7 protein-coding genes are annotated in these 26,173 nt (G+C 41.8%); all 7 read left to right on the top strand.

Translation table 11 applies throughout. From position 1 onward, the window contains the following. The first annotated feature begins 76 nt into the window (after nt 1–76). The 7 genes from HXT20_RS05320 (at nt 77) to HXT20_RS05290 (ending at nt 26,042) form a co-directional block, all read left to right on the top strand. A complete protein-coding gene (locus tag HXT20_RS05320; protein ID WP_422114300.1) occupies nt 77–8,116 on the top strand; it encodes a cell wall-binding protein in 8,040 nt (2,679 codons plus the stop codon). A 112-nt stretch (nt 8,117–8,228) separates the two neighbouring features. After that, complete coding sequence (locus HXT20_RS05315) at nt 8,229–8,990, top strand: hypothetical protein (RefSeq protein ID WP_410309783.1); 762 nt, start codon at nt 8,229–8,231, stop codon at nt 8,988–8,990. A 418-nt stretch (nt 8,991–9,408) separates the two neighbouring features. Further along, nucleotides 9,409–14,334 (top strand): PD-(D/E)XK nuclease family protein, encoded by a 4,926-nt coding sequence (locus tag HXT20_RS05310; RefSeq protein ID WP_422114299.1) that lies wholly within the window; start codon nt 9,409–9,411, stop codon nt 14,332–14,334. Next, nucleotides 14,327–18,529 carry a UvrD-helicase domain-containing protein gene (locus tag HXT20_RS05305; RefSeq protein ID WP_422114298.1) on the top strand — a complete coding sequence of 1,401 codons (4,203 nt, stop codon included), beginning with the start codon at nt 14,327–14,329 and terminating at the stop codon, nt 18,527–18,529. The genes HXT20_RS05310 and HXT20_RS05305 overlap by 8 nt, the downstream gene beginning before the upstream one ends. 87 nt (nt 18,530–18,616) lie before the next feature. Next, the gene (locus HXT20_RS05300; protein ID WP_004138751.1) at nt 18,617–19,288 is read left to right on the top strand and encodes a GNAT family N-acetyltransferase; all 672 of its coding nucleotides are present in this window, start codon (nt 18,617–18,619) and stop codon (nt 19,286–19,288) included. Nucleotides 19,289–20,011: 723 nt separating this feature from the next. After that, entirely contained in the window at nt 20,012–20,173 is a 162-nt protein-coding gene (locus HXT20_RS05295; RefSeq protein ID WP_004114498.1) for a hypothetical protein, read from the top strand. Further along, nucleotides 20,133–26,042, top strand: a complete 5,910-nt coding sequence (locus HXT20_RS05290) for a GA module (protein ID WP_422114297.1) — start codon at nt 20,133–20,135, stop codon at nt 26,040–26,042. The genes HXT20_RS05295 and HXT20_RS05290 overlap by 41 nt, the downstream gene beginning before the upstream one ends. Nucleotides 26,043–26,173 lie beyond the last annotated feature (131 nt).

Here is a 26,173-nt window from a genome sequence, read left to right as displayed (position 1 = left end):
ATCAAAATTTAAGATTTTAAAACTTAATACATTGATTGGCATGTGGAAATTAGCACACGAGAGTTTAGGTGGACAAATGAGAAGTATTTGGACGGGTTTGCTAAGCGTTATCGTCTTGATAGGGCGTTTAGCTCAGCATGCGACTAAGGCTGCTCTTATTTTCCTGATTTCGGTGGCTATGTGGCTGCCGATGTGCCTAACTGCAAACACCGCTGTAGCTGCTGACAGTGGCACTGCCGCGAATGCGGCTATCTCTGGTAATTCTGGTAAAAAGCATGAGTCCAATAAGTCTGGCGATAAGCCTAAATCTGCTGCTAAGCCTAATGCCGATGTAGATGCAGATAATGCCGATATTTCTGCGCCATCGCAACCTCCAGTTTTTGTCGATGGACAAAACAATGCGTTTGCAAAGCTGAAAAATGGTGTAAGCGTAAATAATAATCTTGCTAACAACGCCGCTAAGGGTGATGCGTCTGATAAAGGACTTATTGACAGTGCTATGATGAGCGCTGCCAAAGGTATGGCTAAGCAGGGTGCATCTTATACTTCTTTTGGCATGGATCGCTCCAATGAAATATTCAATAATACAGAACGATCTTCAAATGGAGACAAAATGGGTTACGATCGCAGCAGGATGGAGTTTCGTCCCGGCTGTAATCGTAATTATGCTCGTTCTGAATGCATTACAGATGATGGTGATGAAACAGGTCATCGCGCGTCAAAAGGTGCTGATATGGAACGTGGAGATAATCCTTGGCGCGAAGATAGTGGCTATGATCAACCTCAGGGTATTTATACGAATAATGATCCAAACTTTACTCCATATCCGCGTGGAACATACCTGCAAAAACGTATACGTAACTTAGCTTATTTGAAAAATAAAAATGGTGTTGATTCTTTAAATCGTATTCAGCTTGACGATGTTCACGATTACATTTTTATGAAACGTACTCCTAAACGTGATGGTAATGGATATATTTGGGATGTACTTGTAAACATGGGTGCGCGCATTCATGGTGCTGCTAAAGCTTTGACCTATTTTGTTGTTCCTAAAGATCAGAGTCTCGACACAAGTAATGGTCAGTATGACCAGTATGTAGAGCGCTTGCATTTTGATGCAAAGAATCGCGGTTGCGCAAAAGATTGGGTTAATCCAAACGGTTTTTGTATTGATGAGGGCACTAGAAAAGAGACACTTAACGATGGCGAGACCCTTGATAAAGCGTGGTATCGAATTGGTAATTCAAATGCTATAGACAATGTTGGTGTTTTTGAAGGTGGAACGCAAAAGTCTAGAGATGATAGCAATAGTAAACTTGGATTATGTGATTCTTACGGCTTTGACTGCTATCATTCTGGTAACTATGGTTTCCCAAGTGAAGGTGAACATAAAGCTGGTACTCGTCTTCCTCCAGATGGTACTCAAAAATTTAATGACACTTATATAAAATTGATAGATAACCTCTTTTCTGAGCTTCGAGGAACTGATAAAGAGCCACGAGCAAAGATTTTTGCATTACGTAATCAATTTGATGAGAGCAAATCACCTTATAGCTACCATATTCACTATACAACATCGAATAATGGTAAATATGGAAAACTGAGTACTTCCTACTATGGTGCAGGAAGCTATTATGGAGATACTTGGCATGGTCCTCTTTCAAGATACGGTTTAGGCGATCCATATAGTAGGAATCCTAAATACTCTTTGTCAAATTATCGTATTGGATCAGGCCATACAACTTACGAATACACTACTTTGTATCAGCAATGGTATGGAATACCTAATCTTGTAGATATAAATGTGCCGCATTACTCCTTCCTTCGTGGTACACATTTAGGTCCTTTTACTAGCAATAATGGTCAATTATTGGCTCATACTAAGAATATTGATGTTACGAGTTTGTTATTCCAACCTACAAGACAAGAAGTGTGTGATAAAGATACTGAAGCACAATGTGGTAATAATACAGTTTGGGCTAAAGGCCAGCTTTCATTATTGCCAAAGTATAATGCGTCAGAAAACAAGTACGCTCGTGGAAACAGATGGTGGCGAAAACCATTAGATCCTAAAACTAATATTAATACAAAAGATTCAAAGTTTGGCATACACGATTTGACTGTTCAATATTGGAATGACAAGCTTCAAATGGGTTCTGCTAAAAAAGTAAAGTACAATATTATTGGTCAAGCGGATGTGTTCAGACCACTGCAGACTCAAGAGTGGCAAGATAATCCAAAATATAGGTCTTCTAAAGATAGTTTAGGAAAAGCTGCAGATTATGTAAATTATCTTGATAACAAGGGTAAAATATATGAATTTGCTCACGCATTGAATCCGCGTTTATATATGCCAGATTCGCATAGTAGTAATAATCTTGAAAACTATAGTAAATATTCAGATTCAGATGACTCTGTTTACTACGGTTCTATTAAGGATGGTAAAATTCCCGGTGATGCTCATGGTTTAGAGTATCCGCTTAACGATAGTTATTTGTATAGCCAAGATTCTGGTGCAAACGCGGCGATTAAAGATCGCGCCATTTATAGTGTTGAATGGACAAATGCAGATGGTTCACTTAAGAAGTCTAGTACTCTAAAAGATGCAGAAACGAAGGTTGCTGTAAGAGTACCAGTTGTAAACGTAGTAGACCCGTGCAAGGGCGATGATGACAAAGCTGCTGATAAAGCTGCAGATAAGTCTGCACAAGCGGATGCAGCTGCGAAAAATAAAGATAGTCAAGAGTGTAAGCTTAGGCCGCTAAATGATACAAAGCGTTATATTTGGAAACTTTATGATGCGCCTAGTGGTAAAACAGTTGACCAAAAGTTAACTGGCGACGAAAAAGCAAAATATGCGAAACTTGCAAAAGACTACTTCTCAAATCCTGTAAAAGAAGAATACGCAACCCCAACTAATCCTAATGATGAAAATCGTATTATGCTTCAATTTGGTGAACAGCCAGAAGTAAAGCCAGTGTATGTTGCTGCAAAGTACGCAAAAATAACGTATTGGGATGAGTCTACTGGCGTATTACCACTTGTGTTTACGCATGTTGATGATGAGAAGCCGACTATAGACGTAAAAGTTAGCATCAATGGTGGAGAGCCTAGATCTGTGCCTGAAAATGGTATGAAAATATCGGTTGGCAGCAGAATTAGATTCCTAGTAACTGGTCACGATGATAAACACGTGTACATGGGAACCAAAGAAAAGGTAAAAGATAACAACAATAAAACAGATATACAGTCAACAAGTGAACAATTTAAAGCAACTGCTTTTAATAAATATGATCAATCTAAGCCTGTAGGCGTTGATAGTGCTACAGATCAATCAGGTTATGTAACTACAAGTGAAACAAATGGTCCTGAACTTAAATCTAATGATTCTGGTGTTAAAGAGTTTACGTTCCACGCTTGGGATGATGCTGGAAATAAGGTTCAAAAAAAGATTAAGCTTATTATAACTGGCGATGAGTTTACTGCTCCTAATGTTCGTTGGCAAAAACAGCCAAATGGTAGATACGTTGGTAAAGTTAATCTTTTAACAAAATCTAAGCAAGTTGCAGTATTAGCTGTTCGCATATGGAAAAGAGGTGAGCCAAAGCAGAAGCCTGTAGGAGAAACTGATACATTCAGAATATTTAGTGATTGTCCTAATAAATCATGCCACGGTATTATGTTAACTCGTCAAGCAGGTGAAGATTGGCAACAGCTTAACGATGATAAACCTGATCATTCGTACTTTACTAACTTTATGCCTTATGAGAAGGATATAACATTTGATCCAAAAACTGGTGAAATAACTATCCCAGAGCATTTGGCAGAGATTGGTTCAAGAATTTATGCGGGTGTTGGCAATAATGCTTCTCAGCTTCAAACAACTTTGAATGCATCTTCTGACCCATTGCCATTAGATATGACTTGGCCAGACGATGGCATGGTTCAGGTGAACCCGTATGAGCTGAATCCTTCCGAAAAACAAGGTTTGATAGATAAAATTAAGCAAAAGAATCCGCGTTTGTTCCAATACCGAAAAGATGAAATTGGTTGGTCGAAAGATGAAACTAAAACTCTTGGCGGCACAAGCGATAAATATTCTTGTAAAGACAACACAAAGCAGTATAAAATCTGCCTTTCTGTAACTCCTGACACTAAAAATACAGCTCAAGGTAAGTCAGGTTCAGAAAAGACTTTTAAAGTAGTAAAAGCAACTGGTACAGGCAATGACACTAAAGATGATCAAAATCAGGAAACTGTACTTGATCCAAAGCAGAAGAAAATCACGCGATTTGTTAATATTCGTGCAGATTATGATTGGTCATACGGCAGTGGAAAAATAAACGGTCGTAACACAGACGATGGCTTTAAGTGGTACGGTCGTGATGAAAATAGCTCACAGTATTTGGTGTACAGATTCAACATTAACCAAGGTGATAATAAAAACTTCAACACGAATGAGGCTTTGAGCTTATTCCAAGGCACAAAGAAAAGCCGATGGCTTAGAAACCAAATACAGCCATCACTATACCCATTGAACACTAATGATGCTAATTCTACTAATAAGACAACCATAGAAAAGCTGTGGGGTGGATACAACAGCATGCCTAATCGTGGTGATGGAATTGGCTACGCTCGTAAAGTAAATAATGCGCGCGGAGAATGGGCTAATATCGTTGATTTAGTTAATTACAGTAATCTTGGCGGCGGTCAGACTATATTCACCAATAACATTACTGATAAAGATAATTTTGTTCAGCCTCAAGGTTACGTTATGCCAGGTGGCGAAGATTATAATCAGCAAGATTCTGGAGCTAATATTGGTGCTGCTATTCTAAAGAAAAGTGGTAACAAATACCCTTTGCATGCGCAGCTATATATTTTCAACGGTAATCCGTGGAGAGAATTAGAGGCCAGAGACGAGGGTGACAAAGATCACACGCCAAATGTAATTAACGTGTGGTTCGTGCCAGTAGACAAGAACAAGCCGTGGATTTCAGTAAAAGATGCTAACGATCCTAGTAAGAAGCTTCTTGGCGAGTGCAATCCTACTAAAACAAATGCTAATTCTTGCGGAACTGTTACGACTATTGATATGAACAAGACTGATATTACAAAGCAGTCGGGATTATTCAACGTAGTAGATTTGCTTGCACTGGATGATGATTTCAATGTTGCAGATAAGACTACGCGTGTAAGCAAAGCTTTGAAGGATACTCTGAGCATAGACATTGAAGCAGAAGGTGCAACAGATCCGAAAACTAAAAAAGCTCCTCGCGTAAGGTTTGTAACAGGAGGCAATACAAATAAGGAACTGTTGCGCGGATTTATAGAAAAATGGCGTGGAAACGATTCTAAAAATTCTCCAACCTTCAAGATGATTGCGCAAGTAACTGACGACTCTGGAAACAAGAGTGACGAAGCAGTAGTAGGCAAATTCAAGTTCAATTGGACTGTAGCTAAAGCTCCAGTTGTGCGAGCATACGATGGTAATCACTATAATGATTTGTCTGGTTCTGGCGTGTGGCTTCATGATTGGGAAGGAGCCTCTGCTCCTAATTACAGCAATAAGGTGTCTGTGATTTCTGGAAATAATGCAACTCGACTCGTAGTGTATTTTGCTCGCGCAAAGAAAGCTGCAGCAAAAACTGGTAATACAGTATCGCTAAGGAATGCTGGTGCTAATGCAATATACAGTAGAAGTGCAGATGCTACTACAGGTATAAATGATGATAGTGATATTAGTGAATCATTGGCATTATGTAGAGCTAAAACAGGTGATAGGTGGAGTTTGTGTGATGGCTACACGTTCCCAGAAGGGCTAAGTACAAATGATCTAAATCAGACAGCATTTGGTGGCGATAAAACTGCAATATTGTTCCCATCAGGTTTCCTAGCCCCTGGAAGCGTAGTGCGTGCAAGGAATCGCACTGGATCTTACGGACCTTGGTCAGATATGCCTGGCGTTAAATCCGAAAATTTGGATGAGTTAGCAAATGATGCTAATGAAACTACTTCTGTTAATAATGATTTGAAGAAGCTTTCAGGTAGTGAAAATGTAAGTCAGGCTCAAAACGGAGCAAATAGTGCAAAAGAAGAAGACATGCGAGGTGTTCAATCAGTTGACTCTTTGTCTTCTAAGAGAAGTTCTGTATGCCGTCCTGAAAGTAAGGCTCCAAAGGTGTGGAGTGAACCGTCTGACTGTGTATTCTTCCCAGTCGTAGTCAATAAGAAAGTAGTACAAGTGCATCCACTGCTTCTGAATGATTCCGAAAAGCGTGCTGTGAATCATGTATTGCGCAACGGAAATGCAGGAGGCAAATGGCTAGACTCGGGTGATAACGATTCGCTCGATAATGCTACTAATACAAGAAGTGGTGTTAGTGTAGACAATAGTAACGCTAGCTTAGATGATGATGACGATACTCTTGCCGCAAATGAGTCGAAAGTTACGTGGAAACGTGGGAACTATGTTGCTCCTCAAAAACAGGATGATGGACGCAATAATTACTCTAATGTAGGTAGCGAGCAGGACTCGTTTATACTTACGCGCGGATGGCGTAGGAGAACTGTAACGCCAGAGCCTAGGCGCAATATTGTAACAAGATTTGCTAAGCTGCGAAGTGATAGTAATTCTGCCGCTGACTACACGATTACTTGGGATAAGAAGAAGCCATATATTGGTGAGCGTTCTAGCGACCCTGGCTTTGAACTGGTTGGCGCGCCTGGTCATCAATCGCTTGTGTACCGTTATAACGCGAGTACGAAAGACAAGCGCATCGATTTAAACCAATTACAGAATGCTCTCACTCTTAAGCCGAATGTTCCATCTGGTATGAGTGAAGATGAGTTTAAGAAGATTCAACCATCTTTGCGCGTTGTAAGTGGTACAGATAAGAAAAATGGCGAAGGTAGTAAGGAAGTTACGGTACAGCTCCCTGATGGCAAAACTAGAGTAGATAAATTCGGCAATGGCTCTGGTTTCTTCACGCTGAACGATGAGTATATCAATATACCTGATTTAGTATTAGGTAATGGAAACTATGGTGGCGGATTAAATGTTTCTAACACTAATGGCATGAATTACAGTACATTGGGTAATAATTATTCGAATATGAGTCCTCAAGATATTACTGTGAACAAATGGTGTGAGGGCGGTGATACTGCAAATCCAAATTGTACGAGTGTCAATTCTGAATCATTTAATCTTGAAAAAGTTTTAGGCGGACATAAGAACATAGAAACTGCAGATGGCATAAAAGGAACATCTAAAAAGGCTATTGCTCCAGTTTATGCTTTGTCGCTTTCTAACGGTTGGGCAATGTATAGCTTAAAGAACACGTATGGCTATGATGCACAAACTCATTTTAAGAATGTTGCCTCTGCACCTACACTTCTTCCAGTATACGTAGTGCCGGTTGATGTAATAAAGCCTAAAGCTGAATCTATTGGTTTGCTTAAATCTTCGACTATGGCTAAACCTTACGAGGTTAGTGCTAATGACATTAAGTTCACTTTCACAGGTAATCCAGACACTAACGGTAAAGTGGGCGGCAAAGAATTGTTAGTAGATGCTAGCGATGATTTTGATTCTCGAGACGTAGTTGAGAAGAATCTTCAAGTATGCGTGCGTTGGATGAACAATAATAAGCCTCAAGATAAAGATTGCACGCCTATTTTGAAGCGCGATAATAGCGGAAACGCAAGTGTAGATTCTGACAAATTGCAGCAGATGCTTGTCACGCATGGCAATACGGCTGTTTACGCCGTATACGCGCAGACAAAAGATAAGTCAGATAATAAGAGCGTTGGCTATGATGAGAGTAAAGAAACAGCTCCGATCATAGGATACATAAAGATTACTGGCATCAACGTGTCGCCGATTCCGCTGCCGTTTACTGGTGGAAACGCTGCTATTACGTATACCTTCTTGTTCGGCATATTAATGGCACTCTTCATCGCGTCGGGCGCATTCGGTAGGCGCGGATGGTTGGCGTCTGTGCTTAGCGGAAACGGATTTAGTGGCGAGTTAACGTACAGCAAGCATTGCAACGTTTCGGCAGAACCGTTGCGCTGCAGGAGATTGTTTGGCCTTATCTACAAAAATCGCCATTAAATTTTGCACGTTTTGCTATTCCTAGATCGGAGTCAAGTATAGTAAATCTTATTTATGTAAAACATTGAAGAACATAGATGAGAGTTAAAAATTATTTGAAAGCGAGATAAGAATGAGCGAAACACTAGTCTTGGCGCGCAAAGATTACGTTACAAGAACCATGATTCGAATTATTGCAATAGTTTCGTCCATTTACGGAATGGCAATGTCTTGGGATTCAATGGCACTAACGTATTTTACGAATCTTTCTAACTTGATGATTTGTGTTGCGCTGCTTGGCTCGCTGATTTTAGACACGCGAAGTGCGCTTAAATCTAAAAACGATGAACAGAGTGAGCGCGCTGGAGCCTGGGTGGATGCAAAGCCAAACGCATGGTACATTTTTAAATTTATGATGACGATTTCAATCGCCGTCACTTTTACGCTGTACCTGTGCTTTTTGGCTCCTACAAATAAGCTCGGATTTGTTGGCGCGTACATGAACAATGGGTGCTCAAGCTTATGCGTGCATTTTATAACGCCGCTGCTTGCGATTTTTGACTTTGTTCTTTTTGATTACAAGTACAAGTCCAGCCGCGCGCACGTTTATTTTGCTACGATTCCGCCGCTCACTTACGTTGCGTACGCTGTGTGTTTAAGCGAGTTTGCTGGCGTGCGATGGGGAGAGCATGCTATGGCAGCGCCGTACAATTTTTTGAATTACAAGGCTCCTGCAGGATGGTTTGGTTTTGCGCCAAACACGTTTAATTCCACAACGCTTGGAGTGGGTGTTGTTTATTTGCTTGCCATTTTTACGCTGATTTTTATTGGCATTGGAATAGCATTTCTTGCGATTAAAAACGCTCGCGCTACGCGACTTCTTAGTCAACAATAGTGCGCTCCGACCTACCTTTTCGCTTAGAGCGTAGCGCGAAAAGGTAATTCGGAGCGCTGAGCTTGCTTAGGGTTGAAAGCACGGTGTGCTTTCAACGCAAGCGAAGACGTTCGCGCGCTTAGACCGCGTGCGAGTCGACGATTTCGAGCTGCATAATGCGCGAGAAATCACCTCGACTCGCTGAGCCGCTTAGCGTAGAAGCACGGTGTGCTTCTACGGCGGCGAAGTCGTTCGCACGGCTAATCCGTGCGAACGACATGACCTGCCATGTAGTGCGTTTGTACCTGATTTACGGCGTGTCTCTATACAATCACACTACATAAAGCTGTAGTGCGATTGTATCTAATTTGGGCATTTTTTGGTACAATCGCACTACGAGGTTACATACAAACGCAAGCCAGTTGATAGAATTGTGTTTATGTGTACGGAAGATTCTGCGCTAGATGCTGTTCAATCGTTGCTTGATGGCAGTCTTAAAAACACCAGCGAACGTCACACCAATGTTTTGTTGGTGTTTGGCGCTCCAAATTCTGGAAAGTCAAGTTTCGCTCTAAACGCTCTTCTATGCGGTTTGCGAGCTAATTGGAAGAATACGCAGGACTCTAAATACGATGAAGCCGTACAGCTTTTACTCAAATATGCGATTCGCACTGATTTTGCTATCGCCGCAGCTCAGAATCGTGCAACTGCCGCACGCATGTCTAACTACGTAATAAGCAATCTTGGTGTTTCATACCAGTCTCGTCCAGTTGGCACTCTTTCCGCTTTTGCATTCAGCCTGATTTCCGCACGAAATAAGCTTTTTGGAATACCATCTCCTAAATTGCTTAACGGCGCTGAACAAGATGCGATTCTTCGCGAAATAGTGCGAATGCATGTTAATCATGTTTTGCAAGGCGATAGCGGTGATTGCAAAATCTGCTCGCTTTTTAACGATTATTTTTCTGGAGAGTATTCTAAATCTTTGCAAGATGGTGATTATAAATCACATGATTCTTGGATTTACGTAATATCGCAGTTGCAAAACAGTGATAATCTTATGGATTCGTTCGACTCTACAGATTATCGGAATGCACATAATGCGCATAATGCTTATAATGCTTATAATGCTCAAAATACTCAGGATTTGCCAATAAATAGTGCTTTCATTCATCAACTTCGCGATATGCTCGCTCGGTTAGACGAAATGGGAATTGTAAGCGAATCTGCAGAGTTGCAAATATTAAATAGCCTTAATTTTCAGTCGCATTTGCAATCCGGCTCTAGTTCCGATTTGCTTGCAACTTTGCAGGCGGATTTGCAATCTTCTAGCATTGCTAATCGTTTGCGTGTGCAATGGAATTTGGCTTTTGCACTTCGTAGTCAGTATGCGGATTGTGTGCGGAAAAAATATCCAAATGCTTTTAGATTAGATTCTTCTAAACTTTTGGCTAACGGTGTTCAAATTTTGAATGAGATTTTTAAGAGTTTATATGATGATAATACAGAAGAATCGTCGGTTGCTTGCGACTATTCAGCTGACTCTTCAAAGGATTTTTCTAAAGAATTATTTGCGCTTAAATGTTCACTTCCACGTCTTTTGGTAGTAGATGATTTTCATGATGTAACACTTGCTGGACTTGCATTTCTTGAGTCTCTATCTAGTTTGGGCGTTCGTATTGTTTTAACGGCAAACCCAGACGAATCTGTGCAATCCTTCCGTGGATCATACCCAGATTATGTGGTTGAAGCTGCTCAGCATGGTATTATGCAAGCAGCGGTACTTAAAATTTGTGACTACAGGATTGACGGTGTAGCTGAGTCTTACAATGATCCCAATGATCCCAATGACTATGTAGATTCTTCAAATACTTCAGATTTGCTAAAACAAAATAGTCGCTCAATTCCACTGAGTCTTTTTTCGTCCAGGGTTTCGCTTTCAATCCCTTCGCTTATGCCAACGCCAATGCCTATCGCCCGAAGGGCTTGGAAGATGACAAATGTTAAAGGCGCTTTTCCTATAGAAAAAATCGAATCAAATTCGCAAGAAACAGAAAATTCTTCGGTTTCTGGCGACTTGTATCGTACTGCGCGCGAAGAAATGGATTGTGTTATTTGGCAAATAAAACGCGCTCACTTAGATCACAAAATCCCGTGGAAAAATATGGCTGTGATTGCTCACGATAATGCTACTGTTCGTGCTTTCGGCGAGCGACTTCGCAAAGATGGTGTTCCTGTGCGATACTCGTCCGTTACTCGCGCTCTCAGGGAAGAGCCGTTTATAAAAGCACTGTTTGCGCTTATTGAATTGGCGCAATTTAGCCAAAATAGCGTGGATAATTTAGCTAAAGACGTATCTTTAGGAACTCGCACTATTTCTTCGATTGCGCGTTTTGTGAAAAGTCGCATAAAAACCATAATGGATAGTCCTCTGATAGATTCAGATAATTACAATTGTGCTGATTTAAGTGCTGTAGAAGCGCTTATGCGTTCCATTGTCTCTCTTAGTGACATGGTTAAATCTAAGGAAAATTCCCCTCTTAGCGTTCTTATAAGACAGTGGGATTTACTGCAAAATCAGCTTTTAAATAAGACTGATTATAAGAATGATGGTTTGGATGCTAATTTTAGCTTCGACAATCGTATTTTTGATTCAAATCCAAACCCTAATTCCACGCGATTTAGTGTTGATTCCTGCTACCTTCTGATAATTAAAGCGCTTATTGATAGTTGTGCTATTGATAAATCAATGGATTGTGATGATTTTAGTGTTGATTCCTGCGATTCTGATTTATTGGATAAGTCACCAGCTGATAAGTCACCAGCTAACCAAACTCAATCTGATCAAACTACAGAAATTTTTTCTGTTTTGCAAAAAATGCGCCCAAACAGTGTTCATCTTCGTACTTTAATGCGCGTTTTTAAAATCACGTCTAAACTGTCTAAGATTTTAAAACAAGATTTAGCAAAAATTCAAAATAGTGAAACAAACGAGGCTAGTTACATACTTGGGCAGGCGTGGAATCTTTGTAATTGCGCTAAAAAGTGGCAGATTCAAGCGCTTAAAAACAACGATGAAGGTCGTCTTGCAAACGATAGACTAGATGCTGCTATGCGATTATTTGAGTATGCTAATTCGTTTAATTACATAGATTCGCGTGCGGATTATTACGAGTCGTCGGTTGCTGGCGACTATTCTGCAGCGGCACCAACAATCACACAGTTTATTGATCAAGTTCGTCAAATGGAAATTGAAGCTGATTCTCTTGCCAGTGTTGCTCCTGCTCCTGATTCTGTAACGCTCACAACTCCGTCTGGCTCGGTTGGTTCTCGCTGGGATTATGTGTGGATTCCAGCCGTACAGCAGCGAGTTTGGCCAAATACTGCGGCTCGAAGCACAATGTTTGGGTCAGAAACTCTAGTAAACATGGTGTTAAATAATAGGATTTTCGGCTCAGTAAACCTTAAATCTAATAATTCTAAAAAATCATCATTATTAGATGAATACGCTAATCCTACTGGAATTTGCGTAAACGATAGACAAGCGATTTTTACTGGAGAGCAGCGAAGCTTTTTAATGGCGATTACGCGCGCCAACCGTCATCTATTTATAAGCGCGGTTAATAGTGATGATTGTGTTCCTTCTGATTTTCTCTACTACTATTTGCCAGAAATATATTGGCGTAATGCGGATGGAAGTAGTGAATACACTGATTTCTGTGAAGATTTTGCTGTAATGGATGCGGATCCTAGAGGGCTTGTTGCCTCGGCGCGAACACAAGTAGCGCGTGCAATATATGAATCAGAAAATAGTCACAACTTAGACGGAAATCCTACTGTTAAAGATGCTTTAACAGCGTTGAATCTTTTGAAAAATAATGGAGTGGATTCGGCAAATCCAGAAAATTGGGATTTTATTCGTAAAAATTACGGTTCTAAGACCGAAGAGAAATCTATTGAAACCGAATCAAAATCAAACTTAATCACACTATCTCCATCAATGGTGGATAGTCTTTGGTCATGTCCAGTCTGTTGTCTTTTAGAGCGAAAATTTGCAGGTCCTACACGTGGAGGAACGGCAGCACAATTCGGCACGCTTATTCATGAAACTGCTAGATGGGCAAGTCAAGATGAGCATTTAGACAACGAGTATTTACGCGAAAAATATCCACAATTGCAAGCGTTTGCTGCGATTAAAAATGACAAAGTTAGCGAATTGCCTGACTTTGATTTTTCGTTTGAATCTATAAGCGCTTTACAAAAAAAGGCTATTGAAGATGTTGCAAACACTATGATTGAGCATTATTATTCGATTTGCCCAAGCGATTCCAATATTTCAGACGTAAAAGACCGATATCGTTTTATAAAAAATGATTTAAATGTTCGACGAGCGCTTTATACGATTGCTCAATATTTTGTAGGTTCTTTAACTGGATCAAACTACCCGATTATGGCGAAAAAAGATGAAGACGGTGTGGTTACTGATATTTTACCAGCGTTAGAAAAGTCGAAGTCTGCAAAACCTACAATTGCAGACGTCGATTTGGGGAATCTTGAACATGTCTATTGTGAGTGTAATATAAATGCCACTTTTGGATTCGACGATATTTTAAACGCCTATAATCGTGCGTCTAAGACGCAAACAAGCTTGGAAGATCTTTATTCAATAATGGGATTCTTAGTAGGCGGATGGCAAAATGGCGCGTCTAGCGATTTGCGAGTGAGGATTCAAGGTCGAATTGACCGCATGGAAATTAGAAAGTTAAATGACAATACGGAACAAATTCGCTTAATCGACTATAAAACAGGAAAAGTTCCTAAAACGCAGCAGGTGTTTAACGATTTACAACTTATCTGCTATCAGCTTGGGATTGTGTTTTGTAACGAAAATGTTGAAGACGTTAAACAATTGCTTAAGTTTAAGCATACAAAAATCGCGCGAAGTGCGCTGTTTCACGTTGTATACAAAGATTCTCCTGCGCAAGATAATGGTGTTGCAGAAAACATTTGTCAGCCGTCTTTGTTTGGTGCTGATGGCGCGTTGAGCACTAAAGGACTGATAAGTCGATACAGGTATGCGGATGATAATCGTCTTTACGAGCTTCCAGATATTGATGCGCAAAATCCTGCGGACGGTGTGAGCCAGAATGCGTGGTCGGATTTTGTAAACCTGCCTATGAGAACAAAATGGTCTCTTATGATGATATCTCGAGTATTCTTTGCTGCTTCTGCTGTTAAGTCAACCAGTTTTGTTGTTGAGCCAAAAGCAGACCATAAAAATCATTGCAGATGTTTAGATGTATGTCCTGGTTGCGCTGGAAAAGTAGACACGGTTTACGAAATGATTGAAGGTAAAAATGAATAATGCAAATGTTACAACCGTAAAATCAAAACCTAGCGTAGAACAAGATCGCGTAATAAACGCTCCAACAAACCAAGACGTGTTAATAGTTGCAGGCGCAGGAAGTGGAAAAACATACACCATGACCCGTCGCGTAATACAACTTATTCAAAGCTCCGTAGCGCCTGAATCAATACTCGGACTAACTTTTACAAACAAAGCAGCAGCAGAATTGCTAAGTCGCGTTTCCGCAGAGGTGAGTGCAAGCGGAGCAAAATCATTCTTAAAGCCAGAAGTGATGACATATGATGCATTCTTTCAGTCAATCGTAAGAAGATACGGATTATTAGTTGGATTCAACCAAAACACCATGCCATTAAGTGATGCTGGTGCCATGGAAATTATAAAAAGTATAATCGGAAAATATTTAGATAATCCACAAAATCACAATAAAAATTTAAACAAATTATATGATTTTGACACGTTATGTTCAGATGTTATGAAACTCTGTGCTGAAATATCATGCTCAATGATAGGTGTAGACGCGCAAGGAAACACTTGTTCCAGTGTGCCTCAAGCAGTACAAAAAATACGAGAGTGGAATAACGAATTTGCAGAACACTTAAAAAATGTCATAGGAAACAAGAAAGTCGAATCGCCATTACCTGCTAAATCACCAGCAATACCAAAATACAAAAAAGTCAAAAAAACTGCTGGAATGAGTGCGGAAGACGTTACAAAAACATCTTCAGAAAAATTTAAACAAGCGTGTAAAAAATACGAAAAATATTGGGATGATTCATGCTTGCAACTCTGCGTGAATCTATACAACTCATGTGTAAAAAGAGACATACTGTTAGATCTTGTTTTGCAATTTGACGCTGAAAAAAAGCGCGTAAACATGGCACAATTTAGCGATTTTACAATCGCAGCCTACTATTTGGTTACACATTTTCCTTCGATTTGTGCGCAATACAGGAATCAATATTCGCAAGTTCTTTTAGACGAATACCAAGATACTTCTACAACGCAAGCAATGCTTATAAACACGCTGTTTCATGCGGAGAATGATGCGGAGAATGATGGCGATAATGATGGCGATTTTGCGGCGTCAAAGCGTACACACGTTATGGCAGTAGGAGACCCATTCCAAGCAATCTACTCGTTTAGAGGCGCTTCAACTGGAGCTTTTTGCAAGTTTGAACAAGACTTTAATATAAATAAACAAAACAAATATTCGCTAACTGTTACACGCAGAAACTCGCTTTTTATACTAAAAGTTGCAAACGCACTAACTGAGCCGATGCGCGGAGAAAATGGCGATAATTCAACGCAAAACGCAAGTCGTAGATTTAGCAGCATTGACGATCGCGAAGTGCAAGTAGAAACCTTAAAGCCAAAAGAGGATGCGCAAAATGGCACGATTGCAGCGCTATTTATGCCATCTCAGGCAGAAGAAATCGACGCAGTAGTGCGATTTGCGCAAAAAATTATAGAAAAGCAGGAAAAGCAGGAAAGTCAAGGATCTCAAGTATCTCAAGTATCGCGCGAACCACAATTGGCAATACTATTTAGAAGTAAAGCAAATATGCCAAAATATGCTGAAAAATTAGAATCAGCAGGTATAAGAACAAGCATAGTAGGATACTCATCGTTAATCGAAAAGCCAGCAGTTAAAGATGTATTAAGCCTCCTAAAAGTAGTGCAAGATCACAGCGACTCAAACTCACTTATGCGACTTCTAGCTACACCGCGTTTTGCGCTATCTGCCGACGATTTGGGGGCATTAGCTGCAATCGCAAATAGCGCAAACACGGAATATCTTTACAACATTTACTCGTCGGCAGGATTATTAGAAGCAGATCTTCCTAAAAGTCAGTGGGATTCTGCCGTTCGCAATCTTAGAAACAAGGCGAATAGTGGGGAAATATCTGGGCAAGTCATAAATATTTATGGCGGAGTTTATTTAGCAGACCTAATAATGCGTGATTTTTCCACGAAAAACGACCAGTGGGTTAATCAAATGCAGCAAAAACTTAGCATTAGAGGGTTTGATGCAGTAAAAAGACTTAGTAAAATCCTACATAATGTAGAAGGCATACAAAGAAACTCGCTAACAAACGTAATGCAAGCCGCTGTTCAAGCTCTTAATGTAGACATAGATACAGCAGTGGGGTCTGCCTTAAAATACAAGGATTTTAGCAACCAAATCATGCTGGACGACATGCGTAGTGTGTTAGATTCGCTAAATGCAATTGTAGAAACATATATTCAGGAAATGGGCGAGTGGCAGGACGTAAGTTTGCGCGGACTAATAAGCTGGATTGACTCAGCAAAAAATCTTGATTCTCAGTCAGGATCCTCTGTTTCATCTTCGTCTCAAACAGAACCAGCGCAAGTCGTGCTAATGACAGTTCACCAATCCAAAGGATTGCAATGGCCTGCTGTTGCTGTAGTTGGGCTAAATGAGGGCGCTTTTCCAAGTAATCAAGGAGATTCGCTAAAAGTTGATGATAATGGGCAGGCAAGCGCTCGCATACCGATTGAGTTTGGTGCAAGCGTGCCTTCTGCGTTGCGCGTGGATGCCAACATTTTGCCGCATTTTCCGCATACAGTCACGCGCGCGGAGGCAATGCACCCAGAAAAAGCAATGCAAAGTTTAGATAGTGTGCAAAAGATTTTTGACGAGATTAAGCCAGATAGAATCAAAGCTTTGTGCGATTTTGCGGAGGCAGTTAAAGAAGTAGATTCTTGCGATTCTTCGGATTCTGGCGATTTTTTGAGCGAAGAAACGCGCCGCGTGTATAACGCGTATAAATCCCAGCAAAACGTTGATTCTATGCCATTTACGCAAAGTGAGGAGCGCGGAATTCAGCTTCACATGGATGAGCGTCACCTTATGTATGTTGCTCTTACGCGCGCAAAGTTCGCTGCTCTTTTAACAGGATCAGCTACATCTGGAGATAGCGCTCAAAGTGGCAGAAAGCGCAGTGCGTCAGTGTTTCTTAACGAATCAATAAATGCTATTAAAAATCTCAATGGAGCTATCGAAGTCCAACGCTGTGATTCAGATGAGGAAAATAAAACAGAATCTAAAGAATCAAAAGAATATGATTTAAGTCAAAATGGCTTAAATCAGGATGTTTCAAATCAGGATGTTTTCGGTTTTATAGCTGGAGACGATGCTCAGGAATTTGCTGCAGAGTTTAGCAAAATCGCGCCTCAGTCTGACTCATCAAGTTTAGAGCCAACACTTAAATGGCCTTGCACATTGAGCAGTACTATAGAAAAATCCTTAATAGAATCAGCAAAACTCGTGGAAAACTGCGATTCTGATTTAGAATCCGTATACGATTCATCCATCAACACAAACCCTAAATCGTTGCTCTACAAGGCAAAAATCTTCATACAAGACGCGGACTTAACATCACAAAATGACTGCGACTATTCGCTAGAAGAATTAGCCGAAAAAGTGAATAAAATATCTAGCGAATCAAGACTAAACGTAACATCGTTGCAAAAAATAAGCAAAATCGCACAAAATGCAAAAACAAGCGTTTACAACAATCTATTGGCTTGCATTAGACCAATCCCGTCCATTCCTTCAATAGATGCAAACCTAGGCACAAAATTCCACGCTTGGGCGCAACAGTTTGTAGACTCAGCAACACCGAGCGAATCTTGCGCATGCTACGAGTGGAAAAACATTGTAAAACATGGAATATCGTTAGAAAAAACGCCTGAAAACAGACAGAAAGTTATAGACGATTTTAATCAAAGTCGCAAAGATTCAGATTCGCAAAGCTGCGCATTAAATCAATGGAAGCAACGGCTTATAGAATCGCGTTGGGCAAAACGAGTGCCGCTAGCTGCAGAAATGCCGATTCTAATGCAAATCGACGATTCTGCGTTTGCAGATAGAATCATCAACGGTACTTTGGACGCTGTTTTTGCAGGAGGACTAGACGCTAGCGATACTACAAAACTCTACACAATCGTTGACTGGAAGACGGGAAAGCGGCCAAAAAGCGCGGAAGATATTCGCCTAAAACTAGAGCAGCTCGACTGGTATAGGATGCTGCTAGCGCGCGCAACAAACGTTGATTTAAGATGCATTGACGCCACTCTTTACTACGTTAGCGAGGCGCGTGCGGAAAATCGCGAGATTCACGCATTGTGTAAAACGCGCGACGAAATTTTGAGTGAAGCGTCTTTTTAAAATCAACTTTTTTGATAATCTAAAAGTAGAATATAAGCCGATTTAAGTTAGTAAAAGTAAAGTTAGTAAAAGTAAAAGAAGGACAAAATGACGGTTGAGTTTCGTCCAGTTAAAATTAACGACATTGACGCAATCGTAGAAGAATACGAGCGCACATGGGGTATTGCGAATGCTGTTGGAGCAGACGCTTCGCGCAATCTTTCTAGGCGATTCGTGCTGCACTATTTAGAGCCATCCACGTTTGGAACTGTTGCAACGATAAACGGCAAATTTATGGGGCTGCTTCTTGCGCGTGTTTACGGAGATAAAGTGCTGTTTAAGCAAGTTCAGAAGATGCTAGAAGAGCAAGAAGCAAAGATGTCTAGCAAAGGCGATTCTTTGCACGCAAAAGCGTTGGATTCTGCGATTGGCATGGGACAGATTGAGCGCAAGTTAGAGGCGATGAGCCATATTAACGACTTAACGCAAGCAGAGTTGGAGCTTTTTATTGTTTCTCCAGACGCTCGCGGGCACGGAGTCGGCGGCGGATTGTGGAAGCGCACAATGCAACATTTGCGCAGCCGCGGAGTGAATCGCTACTTTTTGCACACAGATACGGCTTGCGATGTTAGTTTCTACGATTATCATGGGCTTAGGCGAGATGCTACGTGGGCTAAAAAGGATCATGAGAAGTATGCGAACCGCGTAAAAGACCTCGTTGAGGACTTGTACATATATTCGGGCGAGCCGTTTGTAAACCGCACCAAGCGCTTTGACTGAGCTTGAAATTGCATAACGCATTTCAAGCTCCTTCAAAGCGTGATTTGGCTCAAGAATAAAGTCCAGTGGACTTTATGTGCCAAATCAGCCGAACGGCTACTAATAGCCGTGAGGAATATAGCGCTGAGCCGCTTAAGTGTAAAGTCCACTGGACTTTACACGCGACGAAGACGTGAGCGCAGCTAATCTGCGCGAACGACATTCTCTGTTTACTGTTGCGCGAGGGCTGTGTGTTTCTACGTTCGCGCGGTCTAAGCGCGCTCGCGCCTTCGCTTGCGTTGAAAGCACACTGTGCTTTCAACTTTGAGCAAGCTCAGCGAATCGAAGTGACTTCTCGCGCATTATGCAGCTCGAAGTCGTCGATTCGCACAACGCTCTGCCTCTTACGTGTTATCTTGTGTTGCGGTTGTTCCGTTTTGGCTTTGATTTTGTTTTTTGGTTGATGTTTGTTTGTAGTGGTTGATCATTTGGATTATTTGGTATCGGCTGCCGCTCTTATATTGTTCGACCAAGAATCACCCAGCCCTCTTACATGCTAGAACAATTGCGTGATTTTCATCACCGAGATTTTTGTGTGTTGCGCGCGTTAATCGCATAAAATTCATCATATGAATTAATCTTAAATTGTATAAAACAATTAGTAAAATATGCCTTGCATAGTTATGTGGATTTTGCGGTCGGGTTGGCGCATTAATCCAAAGAAAAAGATAATGGAGTAAGAGTATGTCTAAGAAGATTCGTGTAGTTAAGCACTATTCTGGCGTTAATTCTGGTGTTGGGGCTGATTCTCAGCCAGTTCTTTCAAAGAGCGTTTGCGCTGCAATGTTGACTGGCGCAATGGTGCTTGGGGGGGGGGGTATTCGTTTCCTCACCTGCCTATGCTGACGGTTATGTAGACGGCACTGGCAACAACATTTATTACGGTTATAAAACAGACGCAAGTTATACAGAAGCTCGTTTCCACATAGAAGTGGATTATTACGATACTCTTGAGCATGCTCAGGCGGGCAAGGATGAAGGTAAAGACCCGCTTGGAAAGTTTGTTCGCGTTCATTATCTTTCTAATTGTGCCAAAAAAGACGGCGCAGCTGACGATTGGCGATTCCGCCCAATGTGGTGGTATGGCGTTCCAAAAGGCTTGAAGAACGTTCAAAATATTACGTATACGCGCGTTGAAAAACTAACAAATCAGCGCGGAAATCAGCCGTTTGTGCCAACTGGCTCTTCGCAGTTTACGTTTACAGATACAAACGGCTACGGCGTTGTGTCTAAGAAAACATATCCTACTCCAAAGCAGTGGAAAAGCATCTCCAACTTCTACTTTGATGAGCAAAATGTGCTTGCAAGTAAGGGGTGGAAGCAGCTGCTTGGTCTTAATGGCGGAAGTTACGATAACGCTGGAAATACGGAGGATCAGTGGGGTGATTACAAAGATCAAACCGCTGGCTTGCAAGGCATTTTTGTAGACTGGGAGTCTGCAGGGCAGCGATTCTACGATATGACTTATGTTGGCGAGATGACGGATGATGCTTGGCAGAAGCGCGATGAGAATCCGCTTCGTTTTGCTGCTGGCGTGTATCGTTTTGCTGGTAACTGGCACTATGCTGTTGGTCAAAAGCACAATACGCCAAAGATTGCGGACCATTTGAAGCTTAACTATCCAGAGGTTACGAAGGTTAAGAAGCTTGATGCGCTTAGCAATAAGGAAAAGGGTAAGGTTAAAACAGCCGTAGAAGACGCTAATCGCGGCAAGGCTGGTACTCAAACTCTGTTTGATGAATTAGTTAAAGACGGTCAAGACGGCATTGTTATAAATAAGGACGGCTCTGCAACTATCACCTTTAAAGATAAGACGACTCGCACTATGCCAGCTAGCTTGCTTGTTTCTAAAGACGAGACTGATAAAGATAAGTACAAGCCAGTCATGCCTGAGCGCACGCCTGTAGTGAATTTGAAGAATCTTACTTCTGATGAAAAAACTAAAATTCGTCAAGCGATTATTGATGCTAATGGTGGTTCATCTCCAAACGAGTTCTTGAAGCATGTGAAGCAAACCAATAATCAGTATGACTTCAAAGTTAATGAAGATGGTTCCGTAGAAGTTACGTACGAGGACGATTCAAAACTTACTATTCCTGCTGAAGATTTGGTATTCCAAGGGCCAAAGATCTCAGATTGGGCGCCGTACGTTGTGCCTGATGCGATTGAGGTTGAGAATCTTACAAAGCTTTCTGATACTGAAGTAAGCAATATAGTATCTGCTTTTGATACAGCCAACACTGGTATTACGCCATACGATGAGGCTAAAACTAAGAATAGCAATAAAGCTCCTGTTACGGTTGATTCTAAGACGGGCGACGCAACAATCAAATGGGCAGATGGTTCAACCACCACTATCGCCGCGTGGCAATTCCTTAAGCAGAAGCCAAAGACTCCAACTCCAAATCCTCAGCCGCCAACTCCAACTCCTGCTGCCGAAAAAGAGTTCATTGTTGAAGCACCTACGACGCAAACAAGAGTTAAATTTGATCCATTCAATATGAAGGAAACAGATTTAACAACTTACAGCCAAGCTCTTGATGCAAATAAAAATGCTTTAAAGAAGGTTAAGGGTAAGGACGCTAAAGATAATTCAGATGTAACTATTACCGATGTTTCGTATAGCGTGAAAGATGGTAAGGGTTACATTACGTTTAAGGCTGATAAGTACAAAGATGCTACCTACCCAATGAGCGTATTCTTTAAGAAAGATCCTGGTACGCAAACTCCTCAGACGCCTTCTACGGAAACCAAGACGGAAACTGATAATGATAATCCGAAAAATACCTTTACGTATAAGGTTACAAAGACGGAGACTGAAGGTGATACACCAACTGCTCAAGAAGCTGTAAAGGCTTTAAAGCAATTTGTAAAAGACAATTACGATAATGTATCTGATTCTGATTTGCAAAATGTTACGAGTGATGTTGCTGTCGGTGCAAATTGGAAACCAAAAGCTAATACAAAAAATATGGGTCCCTATGGTGGTACTAACAACAATGCCGGACCAATGCTAACTATTAGTTTAGGTCTTGATAATGGCATTAAGGTTAGTGGTCATCCTTGGTTGGATGACGATGACCCAGATTGGGATCCTGGTACAATAATGGATTTGATTACCATCAAGCCAGATGAATTATATACCAAAAGAGGTGGTGCACAACAGCAGGATAATACGATTGACAATCTAAAGAAGCAAGCAAAAGATCTGTTAGATAAACGCAGGAATACTGACAAGCTTACCAACGACGATTTGAAGCGCGCTGGTATTTCCGATCCTGATCAGCTGAATAATGACAAGATTGACGGTATGAGTGAAAAGGATCTTCGCGACCTTATCCGCAAGCTTACCGATGCAAAGAAGGCGGAGCGCAAGTACAATCCAATTCCTGAGATTGAAGTTACCGACCCAGAAAATCTGTCTGAAGATGATTTTAAGAAAGCTGCGGAAGCATTCTTGAAAGCCAATTACGATGGCACGGGTTCACTAACAGGAGATAAGGCGCCGTATACTGTTCCTACGAGTCTCAAGCCAAAAACAGATACCGTCTTAATGGAACCTGCATCCGATACTAACGCAACAGGTATTTCATCGATTACATACGCAAACAGTGATTTTAAGACGCTTATTTTCAAAGACAAAAATAATAATCAGCTGTTTACCGTTTCTGTAAAATACAAGAAGAAGGCGGGAACCCCTGCGCCAAGTCCTGATGCACTTGCGCAAATGAAGAAGGACGCTGAGAAGCAAATCGACCGTAATCCTAATCTGACAAAAGAGCAAAAAGAAGAATATAAGAAGCAGATTGAGCAAGCTCAAACTCCTGATGCGATCAAAGAAATTCTCAATAAAGCGGCTCAGCAGGGCAAAGATAACCAAAACGATCCGTCAAAGAAGCAAACTATAACCGACAACAAGGGTGGCGGCAACGCAAAGAAAGAAGCCGAAGACAAGAAGCAAAAAGAAGAGGAGGAGCATAACAAACAACAGCTTCAAAAGGATAAAACAGATGCCAAGGAAGCTCTCAAGAACCTGACCAATCTGACTGATGGTGATTCTGGCGATAAGAATAAGCTATCAGGTGAAATTGATAATGCTCAAACTCCTGAGGAAGTTAAGAATATTCTCGAAAAGGCCAAGGCGATTAACGACGCTCGAGGTGCTTTGAAGGAAGGTGCGCTTCCATTCTTAAGCCACGGCAAGTCTGATAGTAACGACGATAAGGCTCTTAAGGAGTTAATCGGTTCTGATCCAAGCAAGAAGGATGCAGCACTCACTGCTTTGGAAACCGCTCTTGCAAAGAAGGATCCTGCAGCTACTGCAAAAGAGATTAAGACTGCTCTTGATGCAGCCAAGCGCCAGAACGCAATTAACGAGCAGAATGCCAAGAATGCTGGCCTTGCCAAGCTTGAAGCTAAGAAAGCAGAGCTTGATGCAGCATATAATGCATTGAATGATGAGCAGAAAGAAAAAGCTAAAGCTAAGTATGAGGCTGCTGTTAACGAAATAAATACAGCTAAAGGCAAAGTTAATAGCGCAACAAAGCCTTCTGACATCAAGACTGCTGTTAATGGTGTAGATACTTCGCTTAATGCTGCTAAGGAAGATATCAAGAATAATACGCCTGAGCGCGATAAGACTGGTAACACCAACGATAACGCTGACGCTCTCAACCAAGAAAAGGAAGCTCAGAAGAAGCGTATTAACGATAGCAATCTTCCAGATGCTGACAAGCAGAAGGCTATTGAAGACATCAATAATGCAAAGAAGCTTGGCGACCCAACGGGTATTGCTAATCGTGCTTTGAAAGCCAAGAAGATTGCGGATGCTCTAAAGAAGATTGATGAATTTAAGCATTTAAACAAGGCTCAAAAGGATGCTTTTAAGGCAATCATCAATGGCACTGATGCTGGTAATCACAAGGATGATGATGGCAATGACACTGGTGTTGACGACATTGACGATGCACTCGTAAATGCCACTAACACCGATACTGCCATGGGTCGTCTTGAGAAGCTGAAAGAGATCGCTGATAAGTTCGCTAAGGGCGAAAAGTTCACTGGATCTTCTGATCAGACCAAGAAGGATGCGTTCAATACGGCCGCTACCGCAGCTGGTGCCGTTCTCGACAAAGCCAAGGGCGACGCCAAGAATGCTGATCAGGTTAATGAGCTGTATAAGGATCTTCTTAAGACCATGCAGGATCTTGACAACACAGTTAAGGGTGCTGGCGTTAACACCGAAGCTCTAAACAAAGAGATTGAGTCCGATAAGAACTTGCAGCCAAATGATAAAGCTGATCCTAAGACGCCAGGCGATTCTCTGTACACGACCGCTTCTAAGGAGAAGAAAGAGGCCTTTGACAAGGCACTCTCTGACGCTGAAGCAGCATTGAATAAAGCTAAAAAAGATAACGCAGATCAAGCGAAGCCAGACTCTACTCCACGAACTCCAGAGCAGGAAGCAGAAGCTCAGAAGGCTGTTGACGACGCACTTCAGAAGCTTGAAAATGCGCGTAAGGCGCTTGATGGCGTTGACACAACCGCGTTGCAGAATGAGATTGGTAAGGATAACACCGTTAAAGACTTAGATAAGTATAAGTATGCTGATAAGTCTAAGACGGATGCGTTTGATCAGGCTCTTAAGGATGCTAAGGATCTTATCGATAAGCTAACTGGTACGAAGAAGGCTGCTCAAGGCGAGGAAGATGTAACAACTAAGACTCAAGCTGAAAAGCAGAAGCTTGTTGATGCGGCTCTTGCAAAGCTTAAGGCAGCTGAAGAGGCTCTTGATGGTAAGAAACCAGTCGAGCCAACCCCAACGCCTTCTGTTGATAAGTCTCACTTGCAGCAGGGTATTAATGGTAGCGGTGATGTGAAGAAGTCTGATGATTATACGAATGCTCCTTCGGATAAGAAGCAGGCTTATGATCACGCTTTGGATCATGCTAACGAGGTTAACAATAATCCTAATGCTACTCAGGATCAGGTGAATCAGGCTGCTGAGGATTTGAAGAAGGCTGAGAATGATTTGAAGCCAACTCCAACCCCACTTCCAAATCCTGGTGCTGGTTCTGGTAATGCTGGTTCTGGTTCTGAAGCAGGTTATGGTGTGAACGATAATGCGCCTACCATTGTAGATAAGGGCGAGTTGAACATTCAGATTGATAGTGCTGAAACTGATTCTAAGCCTGGCAATCCTGGTTCTGGTAATGCTGGTAACGCAAACGCTGGCTCAGCTACAGGCGCCCAGGGTGTTGCAGGTACATCTTCAGGCTCAGGAATGGGCACTGGCACTGCGGGCGCAGCCAATGCAGGTGTTGACAACAAGGCTGTAAATAACGCTGTAGAAAACGCTCCAGAAGTAAAGCAAGCGGATGCTGCCGTTAAGCAGGCTGCTGCTACACTAGACGAAGCTTTGGCACAAGCTAAGCGCGTTGCTGCAGATCCGCATGCAACGCAAGCGCAAGTTGACGCTGCTGCTGTTAAGCTTGCGGATGCTCGTAAAGCACTTGCGGATGCTCAAGACAATGCTGCAAAAGTGCGTGCAGCTGTTCGCAGCCGCGTTATAAAGGGCATGCGTTCTCGCGGGAATGCAGGCGTTGCTGCGGGCGCAGACGTTGCTACTGCTGGATTGATGGCAACTATGATTGCTGCAATTGGAGGAGCGTTTGTAACTCGTCGCATGCGCGCAATGCACGCTAATCGCGACTAGCGTTTAGTTGCTACTTATGTAGGTCGTCGCGCGACGACCTACATAAGCGCTTAAAGCGTAGCGCGCGACATTTCCTATTTGTTGTTGCGCGAGGTTTGAGTATTTCTCTCCTCGCAGGCGCGACGACCTGC

It is taken from the genome of Gardnerella sp. DNF00109 (assembly GCF_049262845.1).
GTDB classification, from domain to species: domain Bacteria; phylum Actinomycetota; class Actinomycetes; order Actinomycetales; family Bifidobacteriaceae; genus Bifidobacterium; species Bifidobacterium vaginale.
The sequence above is the reverse complement of the archived record's forward strand: the minus strand, read 5'-3'. Positions and strand labels throughout refer to the sequence as shown.

Excerpts from the sequence above, each read along its gene's own strand:
- HXT20_RS05320 (WP_422114300.1), top strand. The coding sequence starts at position 77 with ATGAGAAGTATTTGGACGGGTTTGCTAAGCGTTATCGTCTTGATAGGG.
- HXT20_RS05315 (WP_410309783.1), top strand. The coding sequence starts at position 8,229 with ATGAGCGAAACACTAGTCTTGGCGCGCAAAGATTACGTTACAAGAACC.
- HXT20_RS05310 (WP_422114299.1), top strand. The coding sequence starts at position 9,409 with ATGTGTACGGAAGATTCTGCGCTAGATGCTGTTCAATCGTTGCTTGAT.
- HXT20_RS05305 (WP_422114298.1), top strand. The coding sequence starts at position 14,327 with ATGAATAATGCAAATGTTACAACCGTAAAATCAAAACCTAGCGTAGAA.
- HXT20_RS05300 (WP_004138751.1), top strand. The coding sequence starts at position 18,617 with ATGACGGTTGAGTTTCGTCCAGTTAAAATTAACGACATTGACGCAATC.
- HXT20_RS05295 (WP_004114498.1), top strand. The coding sequence starts at position 20,012 with ATGTCTAAGAAGATTCGTGTAGTTAAGCACTATTCTGGCGTTAATTCT.